The following is a 21587-nucleotide window of genomic DNA, read 5'->3' on the forward strand; positions in this document are numbered from 1 at the left end:
AGCCGGATTCGAACCGCTGCTGCCTTGCTGCTCTTGCGGTTTGTCGCAAATCACCCAACAGTGTCTCGCGCAGCCGATTTTTCCAAGGAATGCAGCCTTGCGCTATGCTCTCTATTTCACGCCGCCCAAAGACGATCCGTTGACCGCGCTTGCCGCTCTCTGGCTGGGCCGCGATGCATTTTCCGATGAGATTTTCTCGGACAAGGCCATGGGTCCCGTGTCGGAAGACCATGCCGAGCTGACCGCCGATCCGCGCCGCTACGGCTTTCACGCCACGCTGAAGGCACCTTTCGAGCTTGCCGGCTCGGTGACCGAGCGCGATCTTCTCGATGTCGCCACAGAATTTGCCTCACAGACCAAGGCTTTCACCATTCCAGAGTTGGTCTTGGGCCAGCTCGGTCATTTCTTCGCGCTCGTGCCCGGCTCGCTTTACCAGCCGCTGCAGGATTTTGCCTCGCGCGTGGTCAAGGCTTTCGAACCGTTCCGTGCGCCGCTTTCGGATCACGACATAGCCCGGCGCAAGCCGGAAGGCCTGACGGAACCGCAGCGCGCCAATCTGTTGCGCTGGGGCTATCCCTACGTCAATGACGAGTTCCGCTTCCATATGACGTTGACGGGGCGCGTCCCCACCGAACGTCAAGCCGACATGCACGACGTCCTGCGCGCGCGCTTCGCCGACCATATCGGCAAAGCGCTTCACGTTTCCGGCCTCGCCGTCTTTATCGAAGAAGAGCGCGGCGCTCCCTTTACCGTCCGTTCCTGGCTGCCGCTTTCCGGCGCCTAATAGCGAAAGACCTGACATGACCAAAGAAACCGTCCTTTCCAACGCCCGCATCGTCCTCGAAGACAAGATCGTCGAAGGCTCCGTGCTGATCCGTGACGGTCGCATTGCCGGCATTTCCGAAGGTAAGTCCGCTATCGGCGAGGATTTCGAGGGCGATTACCTGATCCCCGGCCTGGTCGAACTGCACACGGACCATCTGGAAGCCCATTATTCGCCGCGCCCCGGCGTGCGCTGGAACAAGACGGCCGCCATCCAGGCGCATGACGCCCAGATCGTCACCTCCGGCATCACCACAGTATTCGACTGCTTGCGCATGGGCTCGGATGAAGACGGCGGTTTCGAGCGCGGCGAGATGCGCGACATGGCCGACGCGATCCAGGCGGCAGAGCGCGAAGATCGGCTGCGCGCCGAACACCTGATCCACCTGCGTTGCGAAGTCTCCGCCGACAACGTCCTCGATCACTTCCAGGACTTCGAGAAAGATCCTTATGTTCGCCTGGTCTCGCTGATGGATCACGCGCCCGGCCAGCGCCAGTTCCAGACCATGGATCAATACATCTTCTACTATCAGAAGAAGCGCGGCTTGAGCGACGAGGCCTTTGCCCGTTTCGTCGCCAAGCGCCAGGAAGAATCGGCCAAATACGCGACCCCACATCGCGACGCCATCTCCAAGGTCTGCGCCGAGCGCGGCATCACCATCGCCAGCCATGACGATGCGACGCTCGCCCATGTTGACGAAGCCATCAATTATGGCGTTCGCCTTGCGGAATTCCCGACCAGCATCGACGCCGCCAAGGCGTCGCACGGCGCGGGCATGAGCGTGCTGATGGGCGCGCCTAACATCGTTCGTGGCAAGTCGCATTCCGGCAATATCGCCGCCCGCGATCTCGCCGAACTCGGAGTCCTCGACGTTCTGTCCTCCGATTATGTGCCGCTCAGCCTGCTGCATGCTCCCTTCATCCTCGCCGACGAGGTGGAGAGCATTTCGCTGCCGCGGGCGATCGCCATGGTGACCGCAACCCCCGCAAAGACCGTCAGCCTGAACGACCGTGGCCGCATCGCCGAGGGCCTGCGCGCCGATCTCGTGCGCGTCCGTCGCGATCATGGTGTGCCGGTGACGCGCTCGGTCTGGCGAGAAGGACGGCGTGTCGCATGACGGTCGAGGCCCACATAAAGCCGGCTAACGGCCTATCGGCCGATACCGTCGGCATCATGGCCGTGGTGGTCGGACCGAGTGGGGCCGGCAAGGATACGCTGATGAATCTTGCCGCCCGGCATTTTGCCGGCCGGCCGGATGTTCATTTCGTCCGCCGCGTCATCACCCGGGAAAGCGATGCCGGCAACGAGGATCACAAAAGCGTCTCGGACGCCGATTTCGACGCCATGGAGCGCGCCGGCGCCTTCGCCGTCTCCTGGGAAGCGCATGGGCTGAAATACGGAATTCCGGCCGCGGTCAGGGAGGAGCTTGCCCGCGGCCATCTCGTCATCGCCAACGGCTCGCGTTCGGTGCTCGACCGCTTCCAGACCGCCTTTCCGCAATTGAAAGTCATCAATGTCACGGCGCGGCGCGAGGTATTGGCAGAGCGGCTGATGGCACGCGGTCGCGAAAGCCGCGAGGATGTGCTGAAGCGGCTGGAACGTAGCTCGCTCACCGTCAACGGCAGCTACGACGTCGCTGATATCGACAATAGCGGCACGCTCGACGAGGCCGAACGCGCTATCATTGCCGTGCTGGAAGCGCTGATTGGGAAGTAAGCGGCCGGTGTTCCGCCTGACGCATTTTTTTGCACACCAAATCGCGGATCTCTCACCGCCTCCTGCTGCGCCCGCGGCTCAATGGGCTTCATCCCAATTGTTGGCGGCGCGGGCGTCCACCTTCAGCGGCACGGACATATCCACCGCCGGCATGGCGGCATTTTCCATCACCGAGACAATGATCGGCGTCGAGCGCTCGACATCGGCGTCTTCGACTTCGAAGATCAGTTCGTCGTGCACCTGCAGCAGCATGCGCACGCGATCGGCGAGGCCGGCTGCCGCAAGCGCCGGCTCCATCTTGATCATGGCGCGGCGGATGACGTCGGCGGCGGAGCCCTGGATCGGCGCGTTGATCGAGGCACGCTCATTGAAGGCACGCACGGACGGATTGGAGGAGCGGATTTCCGGAAAATGCACGCGGCGGCCGAAGATGGTCTCGACATAGCCCTTGTCGCGCGCGGCCTGCTTGGTGCTTTCCATATAGTCGCGGATACCGGGGAAACGCTCGAAATACCGCTTGATGTAATCGCCGGCTTCCGAGCGCTCGATCGACAATTGATTGGCGAGACCGAAAGCGGAAATGCCGTAGATGATGCCGAAATTGATCGCCTTGGCGCGGCGGCGCACTTCGCTCGGCATGCCCTCGATCGGCACGCTGAACATTTCCGATGCCGTCATGGCGTGAATATCGACGCCGTCGGCGAAGGCCTGTTCGAGCTGCGGGATATTAGCGACATGCGCCAGCACACGCAGTTCGATCTGGCTGTAGTCGGCGGAGATCAGCTTATGGCCCGGCGTCGAAATGAAAGCCGTGCGGATCTTGCGGCCCTCAGCCGTGCGAACCGGGATGTTCTGTAGGTTCGGCTCCGAGGAGGACAAGCGTCCGGTCGTGGTCGAGGCCAGCGAATAGGAGGTGTGGACCCGTTTGGTCTCGGGGTGGACATAGCCCGGCAACGCATCGGTATAGGTCGATTTCAGCTTGGTGAGCTGGCGCCAGTCGACGATCTTGCGCGGCAGCTCGAAGCCGGCGGCCGCCAGGTCTTCCAGCACTTGCGCCGAGGTCGACCATTGCCCGGTCTTGGTCTTGTTGCCGCCGGCAAGGCCCATCTTGCCGAAGAGAATATCGCCGAGCTGCTTCGGCGAGCCAATGTTGAAGCGCTCGCCGGCCAGCGTGTAAATTTCATCCTCAAGGGCTGCGGCGCCCTGCGCCAGCTCGCCGGAGAGGCGCGACAGGATCTGCCGGTCGATGGTGATGCCGCGTTCTTCCATGTGGGCGAGAACCGGCAACAGCGGCCGCTCCAAGCGCTCATAGACGCTCGTCAGCTTTTCCGCTGCCAACCGCGGCTTCAGCACCAGCCAGAGCCGCAGTGTCACATCGGCATCCTCGGCAGCGTAAGCCGTGGCGCGGTCGATATCGACGAGATCGAAGGTGACGTTGGATTTGCCGCTGCCGGCGACATCCTTGTAGGCGATCGGCTTGTGGCCGAGCCAACGCTCCGACAGGCTGTCCATGCCGTGCGTGGCATTGGCGCCGCCATCAAGCACATAGGACAAAAGCATCGTGTCGTCGAAGGCCTTGAGCTCGATGCCATAGCGCTTCATCAGCAGGTAGTCGTATTTCAGGTTCTGCGCGATCTTGAGGACGGAAGTGTCTTCAAGCAGGTCCTTCAATCGCGGAAGGGCATCGCGCAGCGGGATCTGATTGTCCACCAGCCCGCCGCCGAGCAGATCGCCGACGCCATTCTTGTGCCCGAGCGGCACGTAGGCGGCGCGGATGATCGCGCCGGAGGGATCGTTCCGGTTATCGGCGATCGCCAGCGAAAAACCGACGATTTCGGCCTGCATGGCATCGAGCGAGGTCGTCTCCGTATCGAAGGCGACGATGCCGGTTTCGCGCGCGTCCGCGATCCACCGATCAAGCGCGGTCACGTCGCGGATGGTGACATATGTCGAGTGATCGATCGGCGCGGTGGCAAAGCTTGCCGCCCGCGCCTTGGCGAGTTCGGCCGGCTCCGCGGCGCTCTCCGACGCCATGCGCGACTTGACGACCGGCGCAGGCACGGAGGCACCCTCGGCCGCGACCTCGCTGCCGGCAACGAGATCGACATTTTCGCTGACATCCAGGTCGGGGCCATGGGCGGTATCGCCCCATTCGACCTTGACCTCGGATGGTTCGATCGCAGCAGCATCGCAATTGCAGGCATCGGCAACGCGACGCGTCAGCGAGGTGAATTCCATCGTCTTCAGGAAGCCGACCAATTTCGGGCCGTTCTGCGGCTCGAGCACCAACGCATCGAGCGGCAGCTCCAGCGGCACATCGGTCCTCAACGTCACCAACTGCCGGGAAATCCGGGCGAGCTCGGCATTGGCGATGATGTTTTCGCGGCGCTTCTGCTGCTTGATCTCTCCGGCGCGGGCGAGCAGCGTATCGAGATCGCCGAACTCCTCCAGAAGCTGCGCCGCCGTCTTCGGGCCGATGCCGGGAATGCCGGGCACATTGTCGACGGAGTCGCCGGTCAGGGCCTGCAGGTCGATCATCTTTTCCGGCGGCACGCCCCACTTCTCGACGACATCGGGGATGCCGATCTGCTTGTCCTTCATGCTGTCATACATATGGACCATGGGAGTGACGAGCTGCATCAGATCCTTGTCGGAGGAGATGATGGTGACATCGGCGCCGATCGCCTCGGCCTGGCGGGCATAGGTGGCGATGATGTCGTCGGCCTCGAAGCCGTCGGTCTCGATGCAAGGCAGGTTGAAGGCGCGCGTCGCCTCGCGGATGAGCCCGAATTGCGGGATCAGCTCTTCCGGCGGCGCTGAGCGGTTTGCCTTATAGGCATCATAGATATCCTTGCGGAATGTCTTCGAGGAGTAGTCGAAGATGACCGCAAAATGCGTCGGCGTGACGCCGACCGAGGTGTCGCGCGCCGAGGTCAACAGCTTCCATAGCATGTTGCAGAAACCGGAGACGGCGCCGACCGGCAATCCATCGGATTTGCGCGTCAGCGGCGGCAGGGCATGAAAGGCCCGGAAAATGAAACCGGAGCCGTCGACGAGGAAGAGATGATCACCTTTTTTCATGGAAGCATGGATAGCGTGGCGCACCTCCAACGTCCATATAAAGTTCCATCTGGCGATGTGCAGAAAGGGCGAAATCTCTCACCGAAACGTTACCAATTTTTAATCAATCTAATCTGCGGATTCCCTTGAAAAACCATATTTGCAGCCTCATTTCATACTCACCGGCGATTGATTACGCCGAGGGTCTGGCAACCGGCCTGTCCCCCGCCATGTCAGACTTGGACAAAGGCCTATCCCCCTCTCCGGGCCTTTGTCCCCCTTCTGAAGCCGCCATGGTCCTCCCTCCAGGCCATGGCGGCTTTTCTATTAGAATCCATTAACATAGCCAGCAAAACAAACCGCAAAATATAACCCGAATTTGGCTTGCCTTAGACGTATTTCACCCAAGATTTGATGATTGTTTTGCTCCAAAATACGGGCATACTTGCAATCATGGGATTTAATCGGATGGAATCTGCGGCCTACCTTGCCAATCAGATGGCGAAGGGATTTGCCCGCTCGTTGCAACAACGGGCGGCGGGGCTTGGCTTTTCGCCCGGCCAATTTCCGATCCTGCTCGAATTATGGTCCGAAGACGGGCTGACGCAGAAACAATTGCTGGAGCGCGTCGACATCGAACAGGCGACGATGGCCAACACCCTGTCGCGCATGGAACGCGACGGGCTGGTGGAACGCCGGCCGCATCCATCCGACAAACGCGCGCAACTGGTCTTCCTGACCGGCAAGGCCACTGCCATGCAGACGGAAGCCGTCGAGGCGGCGATGGCGGCGGACAAGGAACTGTTCCGCGGCTTCCGCAGCTTCGAGCGCGAACTGCTGCTCGAATATGTCCGGCGCATCCTGGAGAACGCCAAGCAACTCTAGCTCTGTCTCTCTCGTTCAATTGATCGGGCATTCGGAAGTTTTCGATTTTCCTGCCTCGAAACCGGGCCGGCTTTGGTCTATCGTCCGGCCAATTTCCACGTAAGGAGTCGGATATGACCGATGTATCGCCCGTTCTCGACCGTGCGGACCAGAACCTTCCGTCCAGCCTCGACAATCTGTTCGAACTGCTGCGCATCAAATCCATCTCGACCGATCCGGCCTTCAAGGCGGAATGCCGCAAGGCGGCGGAATGGCTGGTCGCCTACCTGACCTCGCTCGGCTTTACCGCCTCCGTGCGCGACACACCCGGCCATCCGATGGTCGTCGCCCATCACGACGCAGCAAATGCCGATGCGCCGCATGTGCTGTTCTACGGCCATTACGACGTGCAGCCGGTCGATCCGATTGAGCTTTGGGAGAGCGATCCTTTCGCGCCAGCCATCAAGGATGTGGGCACTGGCCGCAAGATCCTGACCGGCCGCGGCACCTCCGACGACAAGGGTCAGTTGATGACCTTTGTCGAAGCGGTCCGGGCCTACAAGGAAATCAAGGGTGCGCTTCCGGTCCGCATCAGCATCCTGTTCGAAGGTGAAGAGGAATCCGGCTCACCGTCGCTGAAGCCTTTCCTCGAAGCCAATGCCGCCGAGTTAAAGGCGGACTATGCGCTGGTCTGCGACACCGGCATGTGGGACGGCGATACGCCGGCAATCTCGGCCGGCTTGCGCGGCCTCGTCGGTGAAGAAATCATCATCAATGCTGCCGATCGCGACCTGCATTCCGGCATGTTCGGCGGCGCGGCCGCCAATCCGATCCATATCCTCGCCGATATTCTCGCCGGCCTGCATGACGAGACCGGCCGTATCACGCTCGACGGCTTCTATGACGGCGTCGAGGAGACGCCGGGCAATATCAAGGCTTCTTGGGAAACGCTCGGCATGACGACAGAAAAATTCCTCGGCGAAGTCGGCCTCTCTATTCCCTCGGGCGAAAAGGGCCGTTCGGTGATGGAACTCACCTGGGCACGGCCGACGGCTGAGGTCAACGGCATCACCGGCGGCTATACCGGCGCCGGCTTCAAGACCGTCATCGCCGCCAAGGCGTCGGCGAAAGTTTCGTTCCGCCTCGTAGGGCAGCAGAACCCGGAAGCAATCCGCGAGAGTTTCCGCGCTTACGTGCGCTCGAAGGTTCCGGCCGATTGCTCGGTGGAATTCCACGAGCATGGCGCCTCGCCGGCAATCCAACTCTCCTACGATTCGCCGGTGCTGACCAAGGCGAAGAATGCTCTTTCCAACGAGTGGCCGAAGCCGGCTATCGTTATCGGAATGGGCGGATCGATCCCGATCGTCGGGGATTTCCAGAAGATGCTCGGCATGGAATCCCTGCTGGTCGGCTTCGGCCTCGCCGACGATCGCATCCATTCGCCGAACGAGAAATACGAGCTGAGATCCTACCACAAGGGCATCCGCTCCTGGATCCGCATCCTGGATGCGCTTGCGGCTTGAGCTAATAAGCGGTGATGGTGCCTCTCACCTTCTCCTCTCGGGGAGAAGGTTCCAACCCCAACGGCTGCTCCAGCAGCATCGTCGGTTCAACCGGAAAGAGGCTATCTGCCGACCACGTCGAAGGCATGCGCCTTGCCGAGCACGCTGACATGGACAGTGCTGCCGATCTCCGGCAGGCCGACGCTGGAGCTTTTGATGGTGAGCGGCGCGGCGCCTGCGGCATTGGCAAGGGCAAGCGTCACCGTGCAGACCGCGCCGCCGAATTCGACGTCGATGACCTCGCCCGCGCATAGGGCACCGGAAGTTTCGCCATCGATCGCATTGAACCGCAATTGCTCGGGGCGCAGCATGATTTCCGCCCGGCCCCGGCGGCCGTTTGCGTCGGTCGGGATGCGGCCGAGCGCGCAATCAGCAAAGCCATCGCCCAGTTCGGCCGGCAGCAGGATGGCGTCTCCAAGGAAAGTGGCCGTCTCGCGGTCGCAGGGATTGAGATAGAGCGTTTGCGGCGTTCCGGCCTGCACTAATTTACCCTCGCGCAGCACGGCCACCTGATCGGCGAAGGAGAGCGCTTCAGCCTGGTCGTGCGTTACCAGGATCGTGGTGATACCGGCGTTCTGCAACACGCGGGCAACGGCCTTGCGCATGTTTTCTCGCAGGCCCGTGTCGAGCGCGGAAAAGGGCTCGTCCAGCAACATCAGCCTGGGCTTGCGGCCGAGCGCGCGGGCAAGCGCCACGCGCTGCTGCTGGCCGCCGGAGAGCTGGTGCGGGCGGCGATCGAGCATGCCGCGATCGAGTTCCACCATATCGATCAGCGCGTTGATCTGTTCGGCGCGATCGGCCAGCCCGCGCTCCATCCCGAAGCCGATATTGTCCGCCACGCTTAAATGCGGAAACAATGCGCCGTCTTGCGAAACGATGCCGATGCCGCGGCGGTGGGCAGGCACGACGGCTGGCCCATTCGCCAGCAGATGATCTTCCAGCACTACCTGGCCGGCATCCGGAGTCTCGAAGCCGGCGATGATGCGCAGCAGCGTCGTCTTGCCGGAACCGGAAGGGCCGACGACGGCGGTGCGGCTGCCGGCGGCGACCGTGAGGTCGATATTGTCAAGCGCGTGCACCGGGCCATAGTGCTTGCTGATATTCTTGATCGCCAGAAAGGTCATTGTCCGGCCGTCCGCTTGGATTGCGCATAGAGAAGAAGGGTGAGCGGCAGCGACAGCACTACCATCATGAAGGCATAGGGCGCGGCGGAGACATAATCGATCTCGCTGGTGAGCGACCAGAACTTCGTCGCCAGCGTCTCCGTGCCGTTGGGCGACAGCATCAGCGTCGCCGTCAATTCGTTGGTAATGCCGAGAGCCGCAAGCGCCACGCTCGCCGCGAAACCGGGAGCGGCAAGCCGCATGGTGATCTGCCGCACGGCTTGGCCCGGCGTGCGCCCCAACGCCATGGCGGCGCGTTCGAGCTCGACCGGCGCCTGGGCGATGCTGGAGCGCAAGCCCACCATGGCGCGCGGCAGGAACAGCAGGACATAGGCGAGCAGCAGTGTCGCAAAGGTCTGATAGAGCGGCAGTATCAGCCGCACGGTGATCGACACCAGCGCCAGGGCGACCACGACGCCCGGCAACGAGCCGACGTAATAGTGGCAGGCTTCGAGGATGCGCTGCAGCCGGCCGGGCGCGCGTACCGAGAGCCAGGCCATGGGAATAGCGGCAATGGTGGCCAGCACGCCGCCTGCAACGGCAAGCGCGATCGTCTGCAGCAAGGCCGAGCCGACCGTATCCATCCGCCAGATGCCGGCGCCGCCGAGATAGAGCCAGCGCGCCAGCGTCACGAAAGGCACGCCGAGCGTCAGCACGGCCGCTGCCAAGGGCAGCGCGATGGCAGGGATGACGAACCAGCCGAGACGGCGACTATCCGCCGGGCGGGCCGCACCGGAGCCGACACGGGCGTAGCGCTCATTGCCGCGCACCAACACCTCGATGCCGAGCAGCAGCAGACAGCAGAAGACGAGAACGCCGCCGAGCATGTTGGCGGCCGGGCTGTTATAGGCGGACTGGAACTGATCGACGATCGCCGTCGAAAAAGTGTCGAAGCGGATCATCACGTAGAGACCGTATTCCGCCAGCAAATGCAGGCCGATCAACAGCGAGCCGCCGCAGATGGCGAGGCGAAGCTGCGGCAGGATCGCCCGGAAGAAGACGCGCCAGGGACCGAGGCCGAGCGAGGCCGCGGCATCCTCGATCGCCGGATCGAGGCGGCGCAACTGTGCAGCTACCGGCAGATAGAGGAAAGGATAATAGGCGAGCACGGAAACCAGCACGCCGCTCCAGAGCCCGCGCATGCCCGGCAAGAGGCTGACCCAGGCGTAGCTGTGCACGAAGGCGGGCACCGCAAGCGGCGCGACCGCCAGCCAGGACCAGATGCGGGAACCCGGGATATTCGTCCGCTCGGTCAGCCAGGCGAGCGTGACGGCAAGCGCGATGCAGAGCGGGATGGTGCAGACTTCGAGAAGGACTGTATTGGTCAGCAATTCGCCGACGCGACTGCGGAAAATGAGCGCAATGGCGTCGCTCCAGCCGGTGTCGACCGTGATCCAGACAATGAAGCCTAGCGGCACGAGGCTCAGAAGGGCGACGACGGATGCAAGGGCGATGACGGAAGCGTGCGGGACACGGCCACCGGACGCAGCGGTCAACGGAGGTAATCGCAGGGCAGCGGCCTGAGCGGCCGGCGCGGCATATGTGTTCTTCTGCAGCAAGTCTTAGCTGCCTTTCACGCCCTGAAATAGGAAAGCAATCGCCACTAAAGGCGATTGCCGGGATCGAAATGGCCGAATGGCCATCCGCATGCCCCTAGCAGGGCATGCGGACCGGATGCAAGGGGCTACCCTTCATTGACGCATAAGCCTTTCCGAAAACCGCTTCGCAGTTTTCGGGGTTATGCGTTAGATCAACCCGGCTTCGGTCATGAGATCGGTCACCTTCTTGCTGTTCAGCTTGGAAGGCTCGACCTTCGGCGCCTGCAGATCGCTGAGCGGCACCAGCTTCGGGTTCGACTGAGCGCTATTGCCGACGGCATATTCATAGGAATCGCCATCGCGCAGAACGGCCTGGCCGCCCTTGCCTGTGATCCACTTCAGGAACGCCTGAGCTTCCTTCTTATGCTGGCTGGAGGCGAGGACGCCGCCGCCGGAGATGCTGACGAAAGCGCCCGGATCCTGGTTCTTGAAATAGTGCAGCGCGACGTTCTTGCTGTTTTCGCCCGTCTTCGCCTGATCGCCGAACCAGTAATAGTGATAGATCACGGCACCCTCGATCTCGCCGGCATTGACGGCCTTCATGGCAACGCTGTTGCCCTTATAGGGTGTTGCGTTTCCCTTCAGCGCCTTCAGCCAGGACTTGGTGACGTCCTCGCCCTTCAGTTCAAGAAGCGCGCTGACGATCGCCTGGAAGTCGGCGCCAGCCGGCGAGGCACCCCAACGGCCCTTCCACTTGGGATCGGCGAGGTCGAGCAGCGACTTCGGCAGATCGCCCTCTTTCAGCTTGGTCTTGTCATAGGCGAAAACCGTCGAGCGGGCGGCAACGCCGACCCAATCGCCATCAGCCGCCTTGAAGGTTTCCGGCACCTGCGCCAGCGTATCGGCATCCACCGGTGCAAAGAGCTTGCTGGCGTCGACCAGCGTCATGCCGGGAGAATTTTCGGTCAGGAACACGTCTGCAGGAGATGCAGCGCCTTCCTCGACGATCTGGTTGGCGAACTGCATGTCGCTGCCGTTGCGGATCGTCACCTTGATGCCGGTTTCCTTGGTGAAGCCATCTGCCCAGGCCTGCGTCAACGCCTCGTGCTGTGCATTATAGACGACGATGCCTTCAGAATCGGCGGCGTTGGCCGTCAGCGGCGCAAGCGCAAGACTCGCGGCAAGCGCCAAGGCGCTGGTGAGATGGGTAAAGGAAAAAGTCATCGGCATCCTCTCGCTGAAACCCGTCCGTGACGGTGGTGCGGTAGCCTATATTTTTCTTGACTATCGTTTTCAAGTTTCAGCACGTTCTTTTTTATCACAAAAGTTTGAAAAGGGAGTCAAGATTTGGGGGTCGCTCCCTGACAAGGTCCGACCAAGTGCGGGAGATAAAGGTCTGATCAAAGAAAAAGCCGCGGCGCTTTCACACCGCGGCTTTCTTGATGCTTCAAAGCTTCGATCAGTTGTCGCGCGTCTCGAGCGTTTTGCTGAAGAAGATCGCAACGAGCGTGCAGACGACGCCCGAGAGCAGGTAGAGGCTGGTATAGACTAGGCCGAACTGGCTGGAGAGGGCGAGCGCGACGAAGGGTGCGAAGCCGGCGCCGATCAGCCAGGAGAGGTCCGAGGTCAATGCCGAGCCACTATAGCGATAGTTCCGGCTGAAGCGTGAGGCGCTGGCGCCGGCGGCCTGGCCGAAGGAGAGGCCGAGCAGCGTGAAGCCGACAACCACGTAGATATGGCGACCGGTGACACCGCCATCGAGCAACCAGGGTGCGACGAAAGCAAAGGCCGCGATCAACACAGCGCCAAGGGCAAGCTGGTTGCGGCGGCCGATACGGTCGGCGAGCAGGCCGGAACAGACGATTGCGGCGATACCGCAGATCGCACCGAGGAATTCCACCAGCAGGAACGAACCGGGGGATTGCGCGCTGTAGAGCGTCACCCAACCAAGCGGAAACACCGTGACCAGATGGAAGGTCGCGAAGCTTGCCAGCGGCACGAAAGCGCCGATCAGCACGTCGCGGCCATGCACGCGCAGAAGCTCCGTCATCTTGACCGGCTCCAGCTCATGACGTTCCAGCAACGCGCCGAATTCCGGTGTGGCGACCAGGCGGAGCCGGGCGAAGAGAGCCACGACATTGACCATGAAGGCGCAGAAGAAGGGATAGCGCCAGCCGTATTCCAAGAAATCGAACGTCGAAAGGCTCGTGACGAAATAGGCGAAAAGAGCGCTCGCCAGCATGAAGCCGGTCGGCGCGCCGAGCTGCGGGATCATCGCATACCAGCCGCGGCGATCGGCGGGCGCGTTGAGCGCGAGCAGCGACGCCAGGCCATCCCAGGCGCCGCCGAGCGCTAGACCCTGGCCGATGCGCAGGGCCGCGAGCAGGATGATCGCATAGACGCCGACTTCGCTATAGCCGGGCAGGAAGCTCATTGACGCCGTGGAGCCACCGAGCAGGAACAGCGCGACCGTCAGCTTGACGCCGCGGCCGTAGGTGCGGTCGATCGCCATGAAGATGAACGAGCCGATCGGGCGGGCGATAAAGGCAAGCGAAAAAACCAGGAAGGAAAGCAGCGTGCCCTGCAAGGGATCCGCGAAGGGGAAGATCAGCTTCGGGAAAACCAGGACCGATGCGATGGCGTAAACGAAGAAATCGAAAAACTCGGACGTGCGACCGATGATCACGCCGATGGCGATATTGCCGGGGTCGACAGTGGCGCGAGCATGCATGTTGCGTGCATCGCGTTCTAAACCTGAAGACGTTGGATTTAATGTTTCATGCGTGGCGCTGGCCATATACGGGAGCCTCCCTCTCCGGACGCGAATTCCTCCACGAAATCGCGTCGAGGTAAGATGTTTTATCAAACTTACGAACTTATCAAGTATCGCGCATGGAATAATTCGCGAATTGGCGATTGGATCCGGCCTAATTTCCGTCTTTTGCCGCCACAATCCCACGGCGGCGCGCTGCGGCCGGTAGCCATATCCGCCGATCTCGGTATATTAGCCGCAACAAAGCAACTGTGCGTTGGAAAACCTTCTGGATTTCTCAAGATTTTCCCGATAGGGGAAGTTGCGCCCCGATACCGCATTGCACCCAAGCTTGCTGCGGTGCGACGAAACACCTCATACCGTTCATGACCGCCGTCCTTTAGTCGCCATACGGTCAATAACAAAAAGAGCTTTGAGACGTGCCAAGACTATCGAAGATTTTCAGCCGCTTATCCGTCCTACCGCTCATCTTGCTGCTCTCGGGCTGCAACATGGTGGTGATGGCTCCCTCCGGCGACATCGCCGTGCAGCAACGCGACCTTATCGTCGTCTCGACCGTCCTGATGCTGTTGATCATCATACCGGTGATTTTCCTAACCCTGTTCTTTGCCTGGAAATATCGCCAGTCGAACACGACAGCACCCTATAATCCGGACTGGCATCATTCGACCCGCCTCGAGCTCGTCATCTGGTCGGCGCCGCTCGCCATCATCATCGCGCTCGGCGCGGTGACCTGGATCAGCACCCACCAGCTCGACCCCTACCGGCCGCTCGACCGCGTCGCCGCCGGCAAGCCGGTGACCACCACGACAAGACCGCTGAATGTCGAAGTCGTGGCGCTCGATTGGAAATGGCTGTTCTTCTATCCCGATCTCGGCATCGCCACGGTCAACGAAATGGCCGCGCCGGTGGATGCGCCCATCAACTTCAAGATCACGGCCTCCTCGGTGATGAACTCGTTCTTCATTCCCGCGCTCGCCGGCCAGATCTACGCCATGCCTGGCATGGAAACGAAGCTGCATGCCGTCATCAACAAACCGGGCGAATATCAGGGCCTGTCCGCCAACTACAGCGGCGCCGGCTTCTCGCATATGCGCTTCAAGTTCCATGGTCTGAGCCAGGCCGACTTCGACCAATGGGTCCAGAAGGTAAAGGCCCAGGGCTCGACCCTCGGCCGCCCGGAATATCTGACGCTCGCCAAGCCGAGTGAAAGAGAGCCGGTGCGTTACTACAATTCGGTCGACGACGGCCTATACGACGCCATCCTCAATATGTGCGCCGATCCCAGCAAAATGTGCATGGGCGAGATGATGCATATCGACGCCAAGGGCGGCGCCGGCAAGGACAGCCAGGAAAACCGCGAGCGCCTGATCTACGACAACCGCGGTGCGGATGCAGGCGAAGTGACGCCGGTCAAGGCTGACGGCAGCGCTGGCCATACCATGCAGCAAGGCGACAACTCGATGCAGGGCATGGGCTCCATGCAGGGCATGGATATGGGCAACGGCTCTTCTTCCGATTCGTCGACCGGTTCGGCGCAGCATCAGGGTCACTGATCCGGTGCGCTCAATAACAAGACATTCATAAGGGACAGAGGCGATCCATGTTTTCCAACCCGGACCTCTATAAATTCATCTTCGGTCGGCTGACGCTCGATTCGATTCCCTATCACGAGCCTATCCTCGTCGTGACCTTCATCGGCGTTGCCCTCGGCGGTATCGCCCTTCTCGGCCTGCTGACTTATTTCCGTCTTTGGGGCTATCTCTGGAAGGAATGGTTCACCAGCATCGATCACAAGAAGATCGGTATCATGTACGTCGTGCTGGCACTCATCATGCTGCTGCGCGGCTTCTCCGACGCATTGCTGATGCGCCTGCAACAGGCGATCGCCTTCAACGGTTCCGATGGCTATCTGCCGCCGCACCACTACGACCAGATCTTCACCGCCCACGGCGTCATCATGATCTTCTTCGTGGCGATGCCCTTCGTCACCGGTCTGATGAACCTCGTCGTGCCACTGCAGATCGGCGCACGCGACGTCTCCTTCCCCTTCCTCAACAACTTCTCGTTCTGGATGACGACGGCCGGCGCGATCATCATCATGATCTCGCTCTTCATCGGCGAATTCGCCAAGACCGGCTGGCTGGCCTATCCGCCGCTTTCCGGCATCGCCTATAGTCCCGACGTCGGCGTCGATTATTACATCTGGGGCCTGCAGGTCGCGGGTATCGGAACGACGCTTTCGGGCATCAACCTGATCGCGACCATCGTCAAGATGCGCGCTCCGGGCATGACCTTCATGAAAATGCCGGTCTTCACCTGGACCTCGCTCTGCACCAACATCCTGATCGTCGCGAGCTTCCCGATCCTGACCGCCACGCTCGCATTGCTGACGCTCGATCGCTACGCCGGCACGAACTTCTTCACGAACGACCTCGGCGGCAATCCGATGATGTATGTCAACCTCATCTGGATCTGGGGCCACCCGGAAGTCTACATTCTGGTGCTGCCGGCCTTCGGCGTCTTCTCGGAAGTCGTCGCCACCTTCTGCGGCAAGCGCCTCTTCGGCTACGCCTCGATGGTCTACGCCACCTGCGTGATCATGATCCTCTCCTACCTCGTCTGGCTGCACCACTTTTTCACGATGGGCTCGGGCGCCAGCGTCAACTCCTTCTTCGGCATCACCACGATGATCATCTCGATCCCGACGGGTGCGAAGCTGTTCAACTGGCTGTTCACGATGTACCACGGCCGCATCCGCTACGAAGTGCCGATGCTGTGGACTGTCGGCTTCATGGTGACCTTCACCATCGGCGGCATGACCGGCGTCATGCTCGCGGTTCCGCCGGCCGACTTCGTGCTGCACAACTCGCTGTTCCTGATCGCCCACTTCCATAACGTGATCATCGGCGGCGTGCTCTTCGGCATGTTTGCGGGTGTCAACTACTGGTTCCCCAAGGCCTTCGGCTTCAAGCTCGATCCTTTCTGGGGCAAGATGAGCTTCTGGTTCTGGCAGATCGGCTTCTGGTTCGCCTTCATGCCGCTCTATATCCTCGGCCTGATGGGTGTTACCCGCCGCGTCAACCAGTTCGACGATCCGTCGCTGCAGATCTGGTTCATCATCGCAGCCTTCGGCGCCGGACTGATCGCCATCGGCATCGCCTGCTTCCTCATCCAGCTTGCCGTCAGCTTCATGAAGCGCGAAGAGCTTCGCGATCACACCGGCGATCCCTGGAACGGCCGTACGCTGGAATGGTCCACCTCGTCGCCGCCGCCGGCCTACAACTTCGCCTTCACGCCGATCGTCTATGATCACGACGCCTGGTGGGACATGAAGAATCGCGGTTACAAGCGTCCGACGGAGGGTTTCATCCCGATCCACATGCCGAAGAACACTGGCACGGGCGTCATCCTCGGCGTTCTCTCCATCGCCTTCGCATTCGGCATGATCTGGTACATCTGGTGGCTCGCCGCCATTACCTTCGTCGCGATGATCGCCATTACGATCGGCCATACCTTCAACTATAAGCGCGACTTCTACATTCCCGCCGACGAGGTCGTGAAGACTGAGGCCGAGCGCACGAAGGCGCTCGCAGGACAGGTATAAACCCATGACGACCCATACCGTACCCGCTTCCAAGGATGGCGAAGCTACCGCCTTCTACCTGACGGAGGAGCATCATCCGGAAGGTAGCACGATGCTCGGCTTCTGGCTCTACATCATGAGCGACTGCCTGATCTTCGCGGTGCTCTTTGCGACCTATGCCGTGCTTGGCCGCAGCTATGCGGCCGGTCCGTCGCCGGCCGACCTGTTCGAGCTGCCGGTCGTCGCCCTCAACACGACGATGCTGCTGCTCTCCTCCATCACCTATGGCTTCGCCATGCTGACCATGGAGAAGGACAACAAGTCGGCGACGCTGTTGTGGCTGGCGATCACCGGCCTGTTCGGCGCCGCCTTCATCTATTTCGAACTGAACGAATTCTATCACCTGATCCTGGAAGGCGCCGGCCCGCAGCGCAGCGCCTTCCTGTCGGCCTTCTTCACGCTGGTCGGCACGCACGGCCTGCACGTCACCAGCGGCCTCGTCTGGCTGATCACGCTGATGGTGCAGACAAGCCGGCACGGGCTCATTCCCGCTAACAAGCGCCGTCTGATGTGCCTGTCGATGTTCTGGCACTTCCTCGATGTCGTCTGGATCGGCGTGTTTTCCTTCGTCTACCTCATGGGAGTTCTCGGATGAGCTCGAACGCCAATTCTTCGCATCATTCCGCCGACGCCCACGCTCACGGCCATGGTCACGGTCACGGTCACGGCCATGGCGGCCATGAGGCCGGCCACGGCACGTTCAAGAGCTACGTGACGGGGTTCATCCTCTCCGTCATCCTGACTGCCATCCCCTTCTGGCTGGTCATGGCCAAGGTCTTCTCCGATCCGGCCGTCACGGCGGTGTTGATCATGATCCTCGGCGCCATCCAGATCATCGTGCACATGATCTATTTCCTGCACTTGAACACCAAGTCGGAAGGCGGCTGGAACATGATGGCGCTGATCTTCACCATCGTGCTGGTGGTCATCGCGCTTTCCGGCTCGCTCTGGGTCATGCACCACCTCAATTCCAACATGATGCCCATGTCGCCCGACATGATGCGCAATATGCCGTAACAAACCGGACGGCGGGTGTCCCCACGGATGCCCGCCGCTTTTCCAGCGTAAGATTTCCGCTGGGCTACTGCTTCGAGCATCCGATGGGACGAGCAGCAGTATTTTTTAGATGATGCATGATCTTATCCGAACGCCGCCTCGCACTTTTCGGAATCATGCGACAGCGCCTCCGATGGAGTTCAGCGCCTTGACCGATACCCCCACCGACACTCTTTCCAAAAAGCCCCGCTCCACGCTCGCGCTTGCCATCTGGGTAATCCTGCTTCTGCTATTGACCGCAGCGCTCATTGCGCTCGGCACCTGGCAGGTGAAGCGGCTGTCCTGGAAGCTGGATCTGATCGCCCGCGTCGATGCCCGGGTGCACGCGCCGCCCGTGGCCGCCCCCGGCCCAGCGGAATGGTCCGCGATCGACGCCGCCGGCTACGAATACAAGCATGTTCAGACGACCGGCACCTTCCTCAACGATAAGGAAGCGCAGGTCTATGCCTCGACCGCGCTCGGCCCCGGTTATTGGGTGCTGACGTCGATGAAAGCGGCTGACGGTATGATTATCATCGTCAATCGCGGTTTCGTGCCGACCGACAAGCGCAACCCGGACACCCGCCCAGCCGGCGAGCTGGCTGGCGAGACGACCGTCACCGGCCTGCTCAGGATCAACGAGCCGAGGGGCACGCTGCTGCGCTCCAACGTGCCATCGGAAGAGCGCTGGTATTCCCGCGACGTTACGGCGATCGCCGCCGCGCGGGGCCTTCAAAACGTCGCGCCCTATTTCATCGATGCGGACGATACGAAAAATCCGGGCGATCTGCCTGTCGGTGGCCTGACGCAGATCGTCTTCCCCAACAATCATCTCGTCTACGCCATCACATGGTACGGGCTTGCCGTGATGACATCAGGCCTTGCCGCCTATCTTATCTATTTTGAGCGGCAGCGAGCGAAGGCGAGCCGCTAACCACTATCTTACGGCATTCGGAAAACGAAGCTGCCAGCGGCGGCCGTCGCTGGTCATCTCCACGATGCCGAGCGATTCCACATCGATCGTCCAGAACGCGGTAGGCGGCGCTTGCAACACATGGAGAATAGCGGCACGGATGACGGTCGCATGCGTGACGACGACGCTGTGACCGCCCTCGCCGGTGTGGCTCTTCATCCAATCGCCGACGCGGGCGAGGACGGCGGATAAGGGTTCGCCACCATGCGGCGCCGCATCCAAATCCAGCATCCACCGCGACAGCGCTTCCGCATCGGCTTCGTGTAACTCGGTGATCGACCGGCCTTGCCAGCGCCCATAGTCGCACTCGCGGAAAGATGGTTCCGTTGCAGCGTCAAGTCCCATAGCCACAGCCGTCTGGCCGGCCCGTAGAGCCGGGCTCGTCCACGCGCGGTCGACCGTTCCAAGCTGCGCGGCAAGCAGGCCGGCCTGTTGAGTGGCCTTTGCCTCCAGCGGCTCATCCACCGGAAACCGGTTCTTCCGGTTGGCTTCGGTCATTCCGTGGCAGACCCAGCTCAAACGCGCTCTCATAATATCCTATATCCTCAGACCGGGTCCGCTGCCGCGACTTTCGATCACGGCAACGCCTTGATTGACAATCGTCTTTGCAGCCAGCTATAAGCTTAGTCTTACGGGTGTGGAAGCCGGTGAAATCCCGGCGCGGTCGCGCCACTGTAATCGAAGGGCGGATACCGCCCCTAGAGAGCCAGACCCTTCCCGTAAAAAACCCTTCCGTAAATGGAACGCGCTCTTCTTAAAGGGAAATAAAATGGCTGATACCACCTTCGCACCGACCGCAATCCCGACGCCGATCCCGGTTGGCGAAATCCTGCCTTGGGCGATTTTCGCCGGTCTTCTCCTCATGCTGGCGATCTACTTCATCGGCGCCGAGCAAGGTGCGACCGCGCTGATGTCGGGCTCGTATGTGCACGAATTCGTGCACGACGCGCGCCACCTGCTCGGGTTCCCCTGCCACTAAGGGGTCTGGAACATGGTTGGACGTCTTTTGCTCCGCGGCATGCTGGTCGGAGTGCTGGCGGGTATTCTCATTTTTGCCTTCGCCCATACTTTCGGCGAGCCGCTCGTCGAGCGGGCGATCGCGTTTGAAGAGCAGGCTGCCCAGGCGGCAGGCGAAGCCCCGGAACCGGAGATCGTCAGCCGCGCCACCCAGGCAGGCCTCGGCCTCTTCACCGGTGCCTTGGTCTATGCAACGGCAGTCGGCGGGCTCTTTGCCCTGGTCTTCGCCTATGTCTATGGCCGTATCAGCCCCTTTGGCGCCCGCGGCACTGCCGCGCTGCTGGCAATCGCCGCCTTCATCGCCATCTCCCTGGTTCCCGACATCAAATATCCGGCCAATCCGCCGGCGGTCGGCAATCCGGACACTATCGGCGCGAGGACCGAGCTGTTCTTCGTGATGATCGTTGCCTCCGTCGTCGCCATGGTTGCCGCGGTGTCCCTCGTCCGCGGTCTGGTAACACGCTACGGTTCATGGAACGGCGTGATTTTCGCTGGCATCGCCTACATCGTGTTCATCGGCCTGGTTCAATACCTCCTGCCGACGATCAACGAAGTGCCGGAGCAGTTCTCCGCCGTCGTGCTCTGGCGCTTCCGCATCGCGTCGCTCGGCATGCACGCGATCCTGTGGGCGACACTCGGCCTCGCCTTCGGGGCATGGGCCGAACGTGACCTGCCGCAGGTTCGCTACGGTCGCACATCCATGCGCCGGGCCTGAAATGGCAAGCCTGACATGTCCCCCGCATGACTTTTTGCGGGGGATATATTGGCGGCGACCAGCCATTCTGTTTTCGGTCTTTTATCTGATCTGCGCACTCGGCTTGCCGCTGGAGGCGAAGGCGCATAGCGGCAGCTCGTCCGGAACTCGTGCGGGCATTCCGATACCAAGCTTGACCCATGGCGAAATGGCCGTGATCGCTCCTTACTACGGGCGCATCATCGCGCTTGCCTCATCGGCGTCCGATACCGACGAGTCCTTCCGTCGCGTCCTGAACTACGCACAAATCCAGCGTGCCTATTGCCTTTGGGGCGTCATGCCGGGAAGCGTTGGCGATGAGGACAGTCCCTTTAACGAATGCTCGCATGCCTATCTCGCCGCCGCCAAGATGGCGCTGCTGCAGATGCGGACGATGAAGGACGAAATGGCTGCCGCCGGCGACCTCGTCTCGGAGATCGACGGCGCGCTGGTACGCAACAATCTGTCGCTTATTCTCTGCCAATTCAGCAACGAAGGCTTCAACACCGCCGACTTGATCCGGCCACGGCTCGCCGGCATCTTTCTGCACGTCAAAAGCCTCGCCGCGACGATGCTGGCGCTGATGACGGCAATGGCCGCGCTGTGGTGGACCGCGCGGCTCCTGCGGACGAAACCGGCCATTGCCGATTAGAGCAATTCCAGGAAAAGTGCGAAACGGTTTTC

19 protein-coding genes are annotated in these 21587 nt (G+C 61.3%); 13 read left to right on the top strand and 6 right to left on the bottom strand.

Translation table 11 applies throughout. The features are described 5' to 3' along the window. The first annotated feature begins 97 nt into the window (after positions 1 to 97). Genes PH547_RS19205 through phnN form a run of 3 tightly spaced genes read left to right on the top strand, consistent with a single transcriptional unit; the run spans position 98 to position 2539 of the window. On the top strand, positions 98 to 784 hold the full coding sequence (locus PH547_RS19205) for a DUF1045 domain-containing protein (RefSeq protein WP_285169090.1): 687 nt from the start codon (positions 98 to 100) through the stop codon (positions 782 to 784). 16 nt (positions 785 to 800) lie between these two features. Continuing rightward, on the top strand, positions 801 to 1940 hold the full coding sequence (locus PH547_RS19210; RefSeq protein WP_104821584.1) for an alpha-D-ribose 1-methylphosphonate 5-triphosphate diphosphatase: 1140 nt from the start codon (positions 801 to 803) through the stop codon (positions 1938 to 1940). Further along, entirely contained in the window at positions 1937 to 2539 is a 603-nt protein-coding gene (gene phnN / locus PH547_RS19215; protein ID WP_104821583.1) for a phosphonate metabolism protein/1,5-bisphosphokinase (PRPP-forming) PhnN, read from the top strand. Before PH547_RS19210 ends, phnN begins: the two co-directional genes overlap by 4 nt. A 78-nt stretch (positions 2540 to 2617) precedes the next feature. Here phnN and polA read toward each other — a convergent pair whose 3' ends face one another. Further along, the gene (polA, locus tag PH547_RS19220; protein ID WP_104821582.1) at positions 2618 to 5620 is read right to left on the bottom strand and encodes a DNA polymerase I; all 3003 of its coding nucleotides are present in this window, start codon (positions 5618 to 5620) and stop codon (positions 2618 to 2620) included. A 447-nt stretch (positions 5621 to 6067) separates the two neighbouring features. On the opposite strand from polA, the gene PH547_RS19225 reads away from it, so the two are divergent. Both PH547_RS19225 and PH547_RS19230 read left to right on the top strand, forming a co-directional pair. Further along, positions 6068 to 6484 (top strand): MarR family winged helix-turn-helix transcriptional regulator, encoded by a 417-nt coding sequence (locus PH547_RS19225; RefSeq protein WP_104821581.1) that lies wholly within the window; start codon positions 6068 to 6070, stop codon positions 6482 to 6484. A gap of 113 nt (positions 6485 to 6597) precedes the next feature. After that, entirely contained in the window at positions 6598 to 7986 is a 1389-nt protein-coding gene (locus PH547_RS19230) for a M20/M25/M40 family metallo-hydrolase (RefSeq protein WP_285169091.1), read from the top strand. Positions 7987 to 8087: 101 nt separating this feature from the next. Here the strand turns inward: PH547_RS19230 and PH547_RS19235 are convergent, their stop codons facing one another. The 4 genes from PH547_RS19235 to PH547_RS19250 all read right to left on the bottom strand — a co-directional run bounded on the left by PH547_RS19235 (position 8088) and on the right by PH547_RS19250 (position 13523). After that, on the bottom strand, positions 8088 to 9149 hold the full coding sequence (locus tag PH547_RS19235) for an ABC transporter ATP-binding protein (protein ID WP_285169092.1): 1062 nt from the start codon (positions 9147 to 9149) through the stop codon (positions 8088 to 8090). Beyond that, positions 9146 to 10747 (bottom strand): ABC transporter permease, encoded by a 1602-nt coding sequence (locus PH547_RS19240; protein WP_285169093.1) that lies wholly within the window; start codon positions 10745 to 10747, stop codon positions 9146 to 9148. Before PH547_RS19240 ends, PH547_RS19235 begins: the two co-directional genes overlap by 4 nt. 186 nt (positions 10748 to 10933) lie before the next feature. Beyond that, positions 10934 to 11950, bottom strand: coding sequence for an iron ABC transporter substrate-binding protein (locus tag PH547_RS19245; protein ID WP_285169094.1), 1017 nt, complete (start codon positions 11948 to 11950; stop codon positions 10934 to 10936). A gap of 235 nt (positions 11951 to 12185) precedes the next feature. Beyond that, entirely contained in the window at positions 12186 to 13523 is a 1338-nt protein-coding gene (locus PH547_RS19250; protein WP_285169095.1) for an MFS transporter, read from the bottom strand. A 395-nt stretch (positions 13524 to 13918) separates the two neighbouring features. Here PH547_RS19250 and cyoA point away from each other — a divergent pair, with 395 nt between their 5' ends. The 5 genes from cyoA to PH547_RS19275 all read left to right on the top strand — a co-directional run bounded on the left by cyoA (position 13919) and on the right by PH547_RS19275 (position 19114). Next, the gene (cyoA, locus tag PH547_RS19255; protein WP_285169096.1) at positions 13919 to 15055 is read left to right on the top strand and encodes a ubiquinol oxidase subunit II; all 1137 of its coding nucleotides are present in this window, start codon (positions 13919 to 13921) and stop codon (positions 15053 to 15055) included. A gap of 47 nt (positions 15056 to 15102) precedes the next feature. Continuing rightward, positions 15103 to 17106, top strand: coding sequence for a cytochrome o ubiquinol oxidase subunit I (gene cyoB, locus PH547_RS19260; protein WP_104821574.1), 2004 nt, complete (start codon positions 15103 to 15105; stop codon positions 17104 to 17106). A 4-nt stretch (positions 17107 to 17110) separates the two neighbouring features. Next, entirely contained in the window at positions 17111 to 17740 is a 630-nt protein-coding gene (cyoC, locus tag PH547_RS19265; RefSeq protein WP_104821573.1) for a cytochrome o ubiquinol oxidase subunit III, read from the top strand. Then, on the top strand, positions 17737 to 18162 hold the full coding sequence (cyoD, locus tag PH547_RS19270; protein WP_104821572.1) for a cytochrome o ubiquinol oxidase subunit IV: 426 nt from the start codon (positions 17737 to 17739) through the stop codon (positions 18160 to 18162). Before cyoC ends, cyoD begins: the two co-directional genes overlap by 4 nt. Positions 18163 to 18334: 172 nt before the next feature. Then, entirely contained in the window at positions 18335 to 19114 is a 780-nt protein-coding gene (locus tag PH547_RS19275) for an SURF1 family protein (protein WP_445944970.1), read from the top strand. A gap of 3 nt (positions 19115 to 19117) precedes the next feature. Here PH547_RS19275 and PH547_RS19280 read toward each other — a convergent pair whose 3' ends face one another. Continuing rightward, positions 19118 to 19684 (bottom strand): histidine phosphatase family protein, encoded by a 567-nt coding sequence (locus PH547_RS19280; protein ID WP_104821571.1) that lies wholly within the window; start codon positions 19682 to 19684, stop codon positions 19118 to 19120. A 238-nt stretch (positions 19685 to 19922) separates the two neighbouring features. Between PH547_RS19280 and PH547_RS19285 the strand changes: the two genes are divergently transcribed. From PH547_RS19285 to PH547_RS19295, 3 genes are read left to right on the top strand one after another with little or no spacing between them, the layout of a single operon-like run. Further along, positions 19923 to 20132: a CbtB domain-containing protein gene (locus tag PH547_RS19285; protein WP_104821570.1), complete on the top strand. Its 210-nt coding sequence runs from the start codon at positions 19923 to 19925 to the stop codon at positions 20130 to 20132. A 12-nt stretch (positions 20133 to 20144) separates the two neighbouring features. After that, positions 20145 to 20885 (top strand): CbtA family protein, encoded by a 741-nt coding sequence (locus PH547_RS19290; RefSeq protein WP_104821569.1) that lies wholly within the window; start codon positions 20145 to 20147, stop codon positions 20883 to 20885. Position 20886: 1 nt separating this feature from the next. Then, entirely contained in the window at positions 20887 to 21555 is a 669-nt protein-coding gene (locus PH547_RS19295) for a hypothetical protein (RefSeq protein WP_285169098.1), read from the top strand. The last annotated feature ends 32 nt before the right edge of the window (positions 21556 to 21587 follow it).

The organism is Rhizobium cerradonense (genome assembly GCF_030182455.1).
Classification (GTDB): Bacteria; Pseudomonadota; Alphaproteobacteria; order Rhizobiales; family Rhizobiaceae; genus Rhizobium.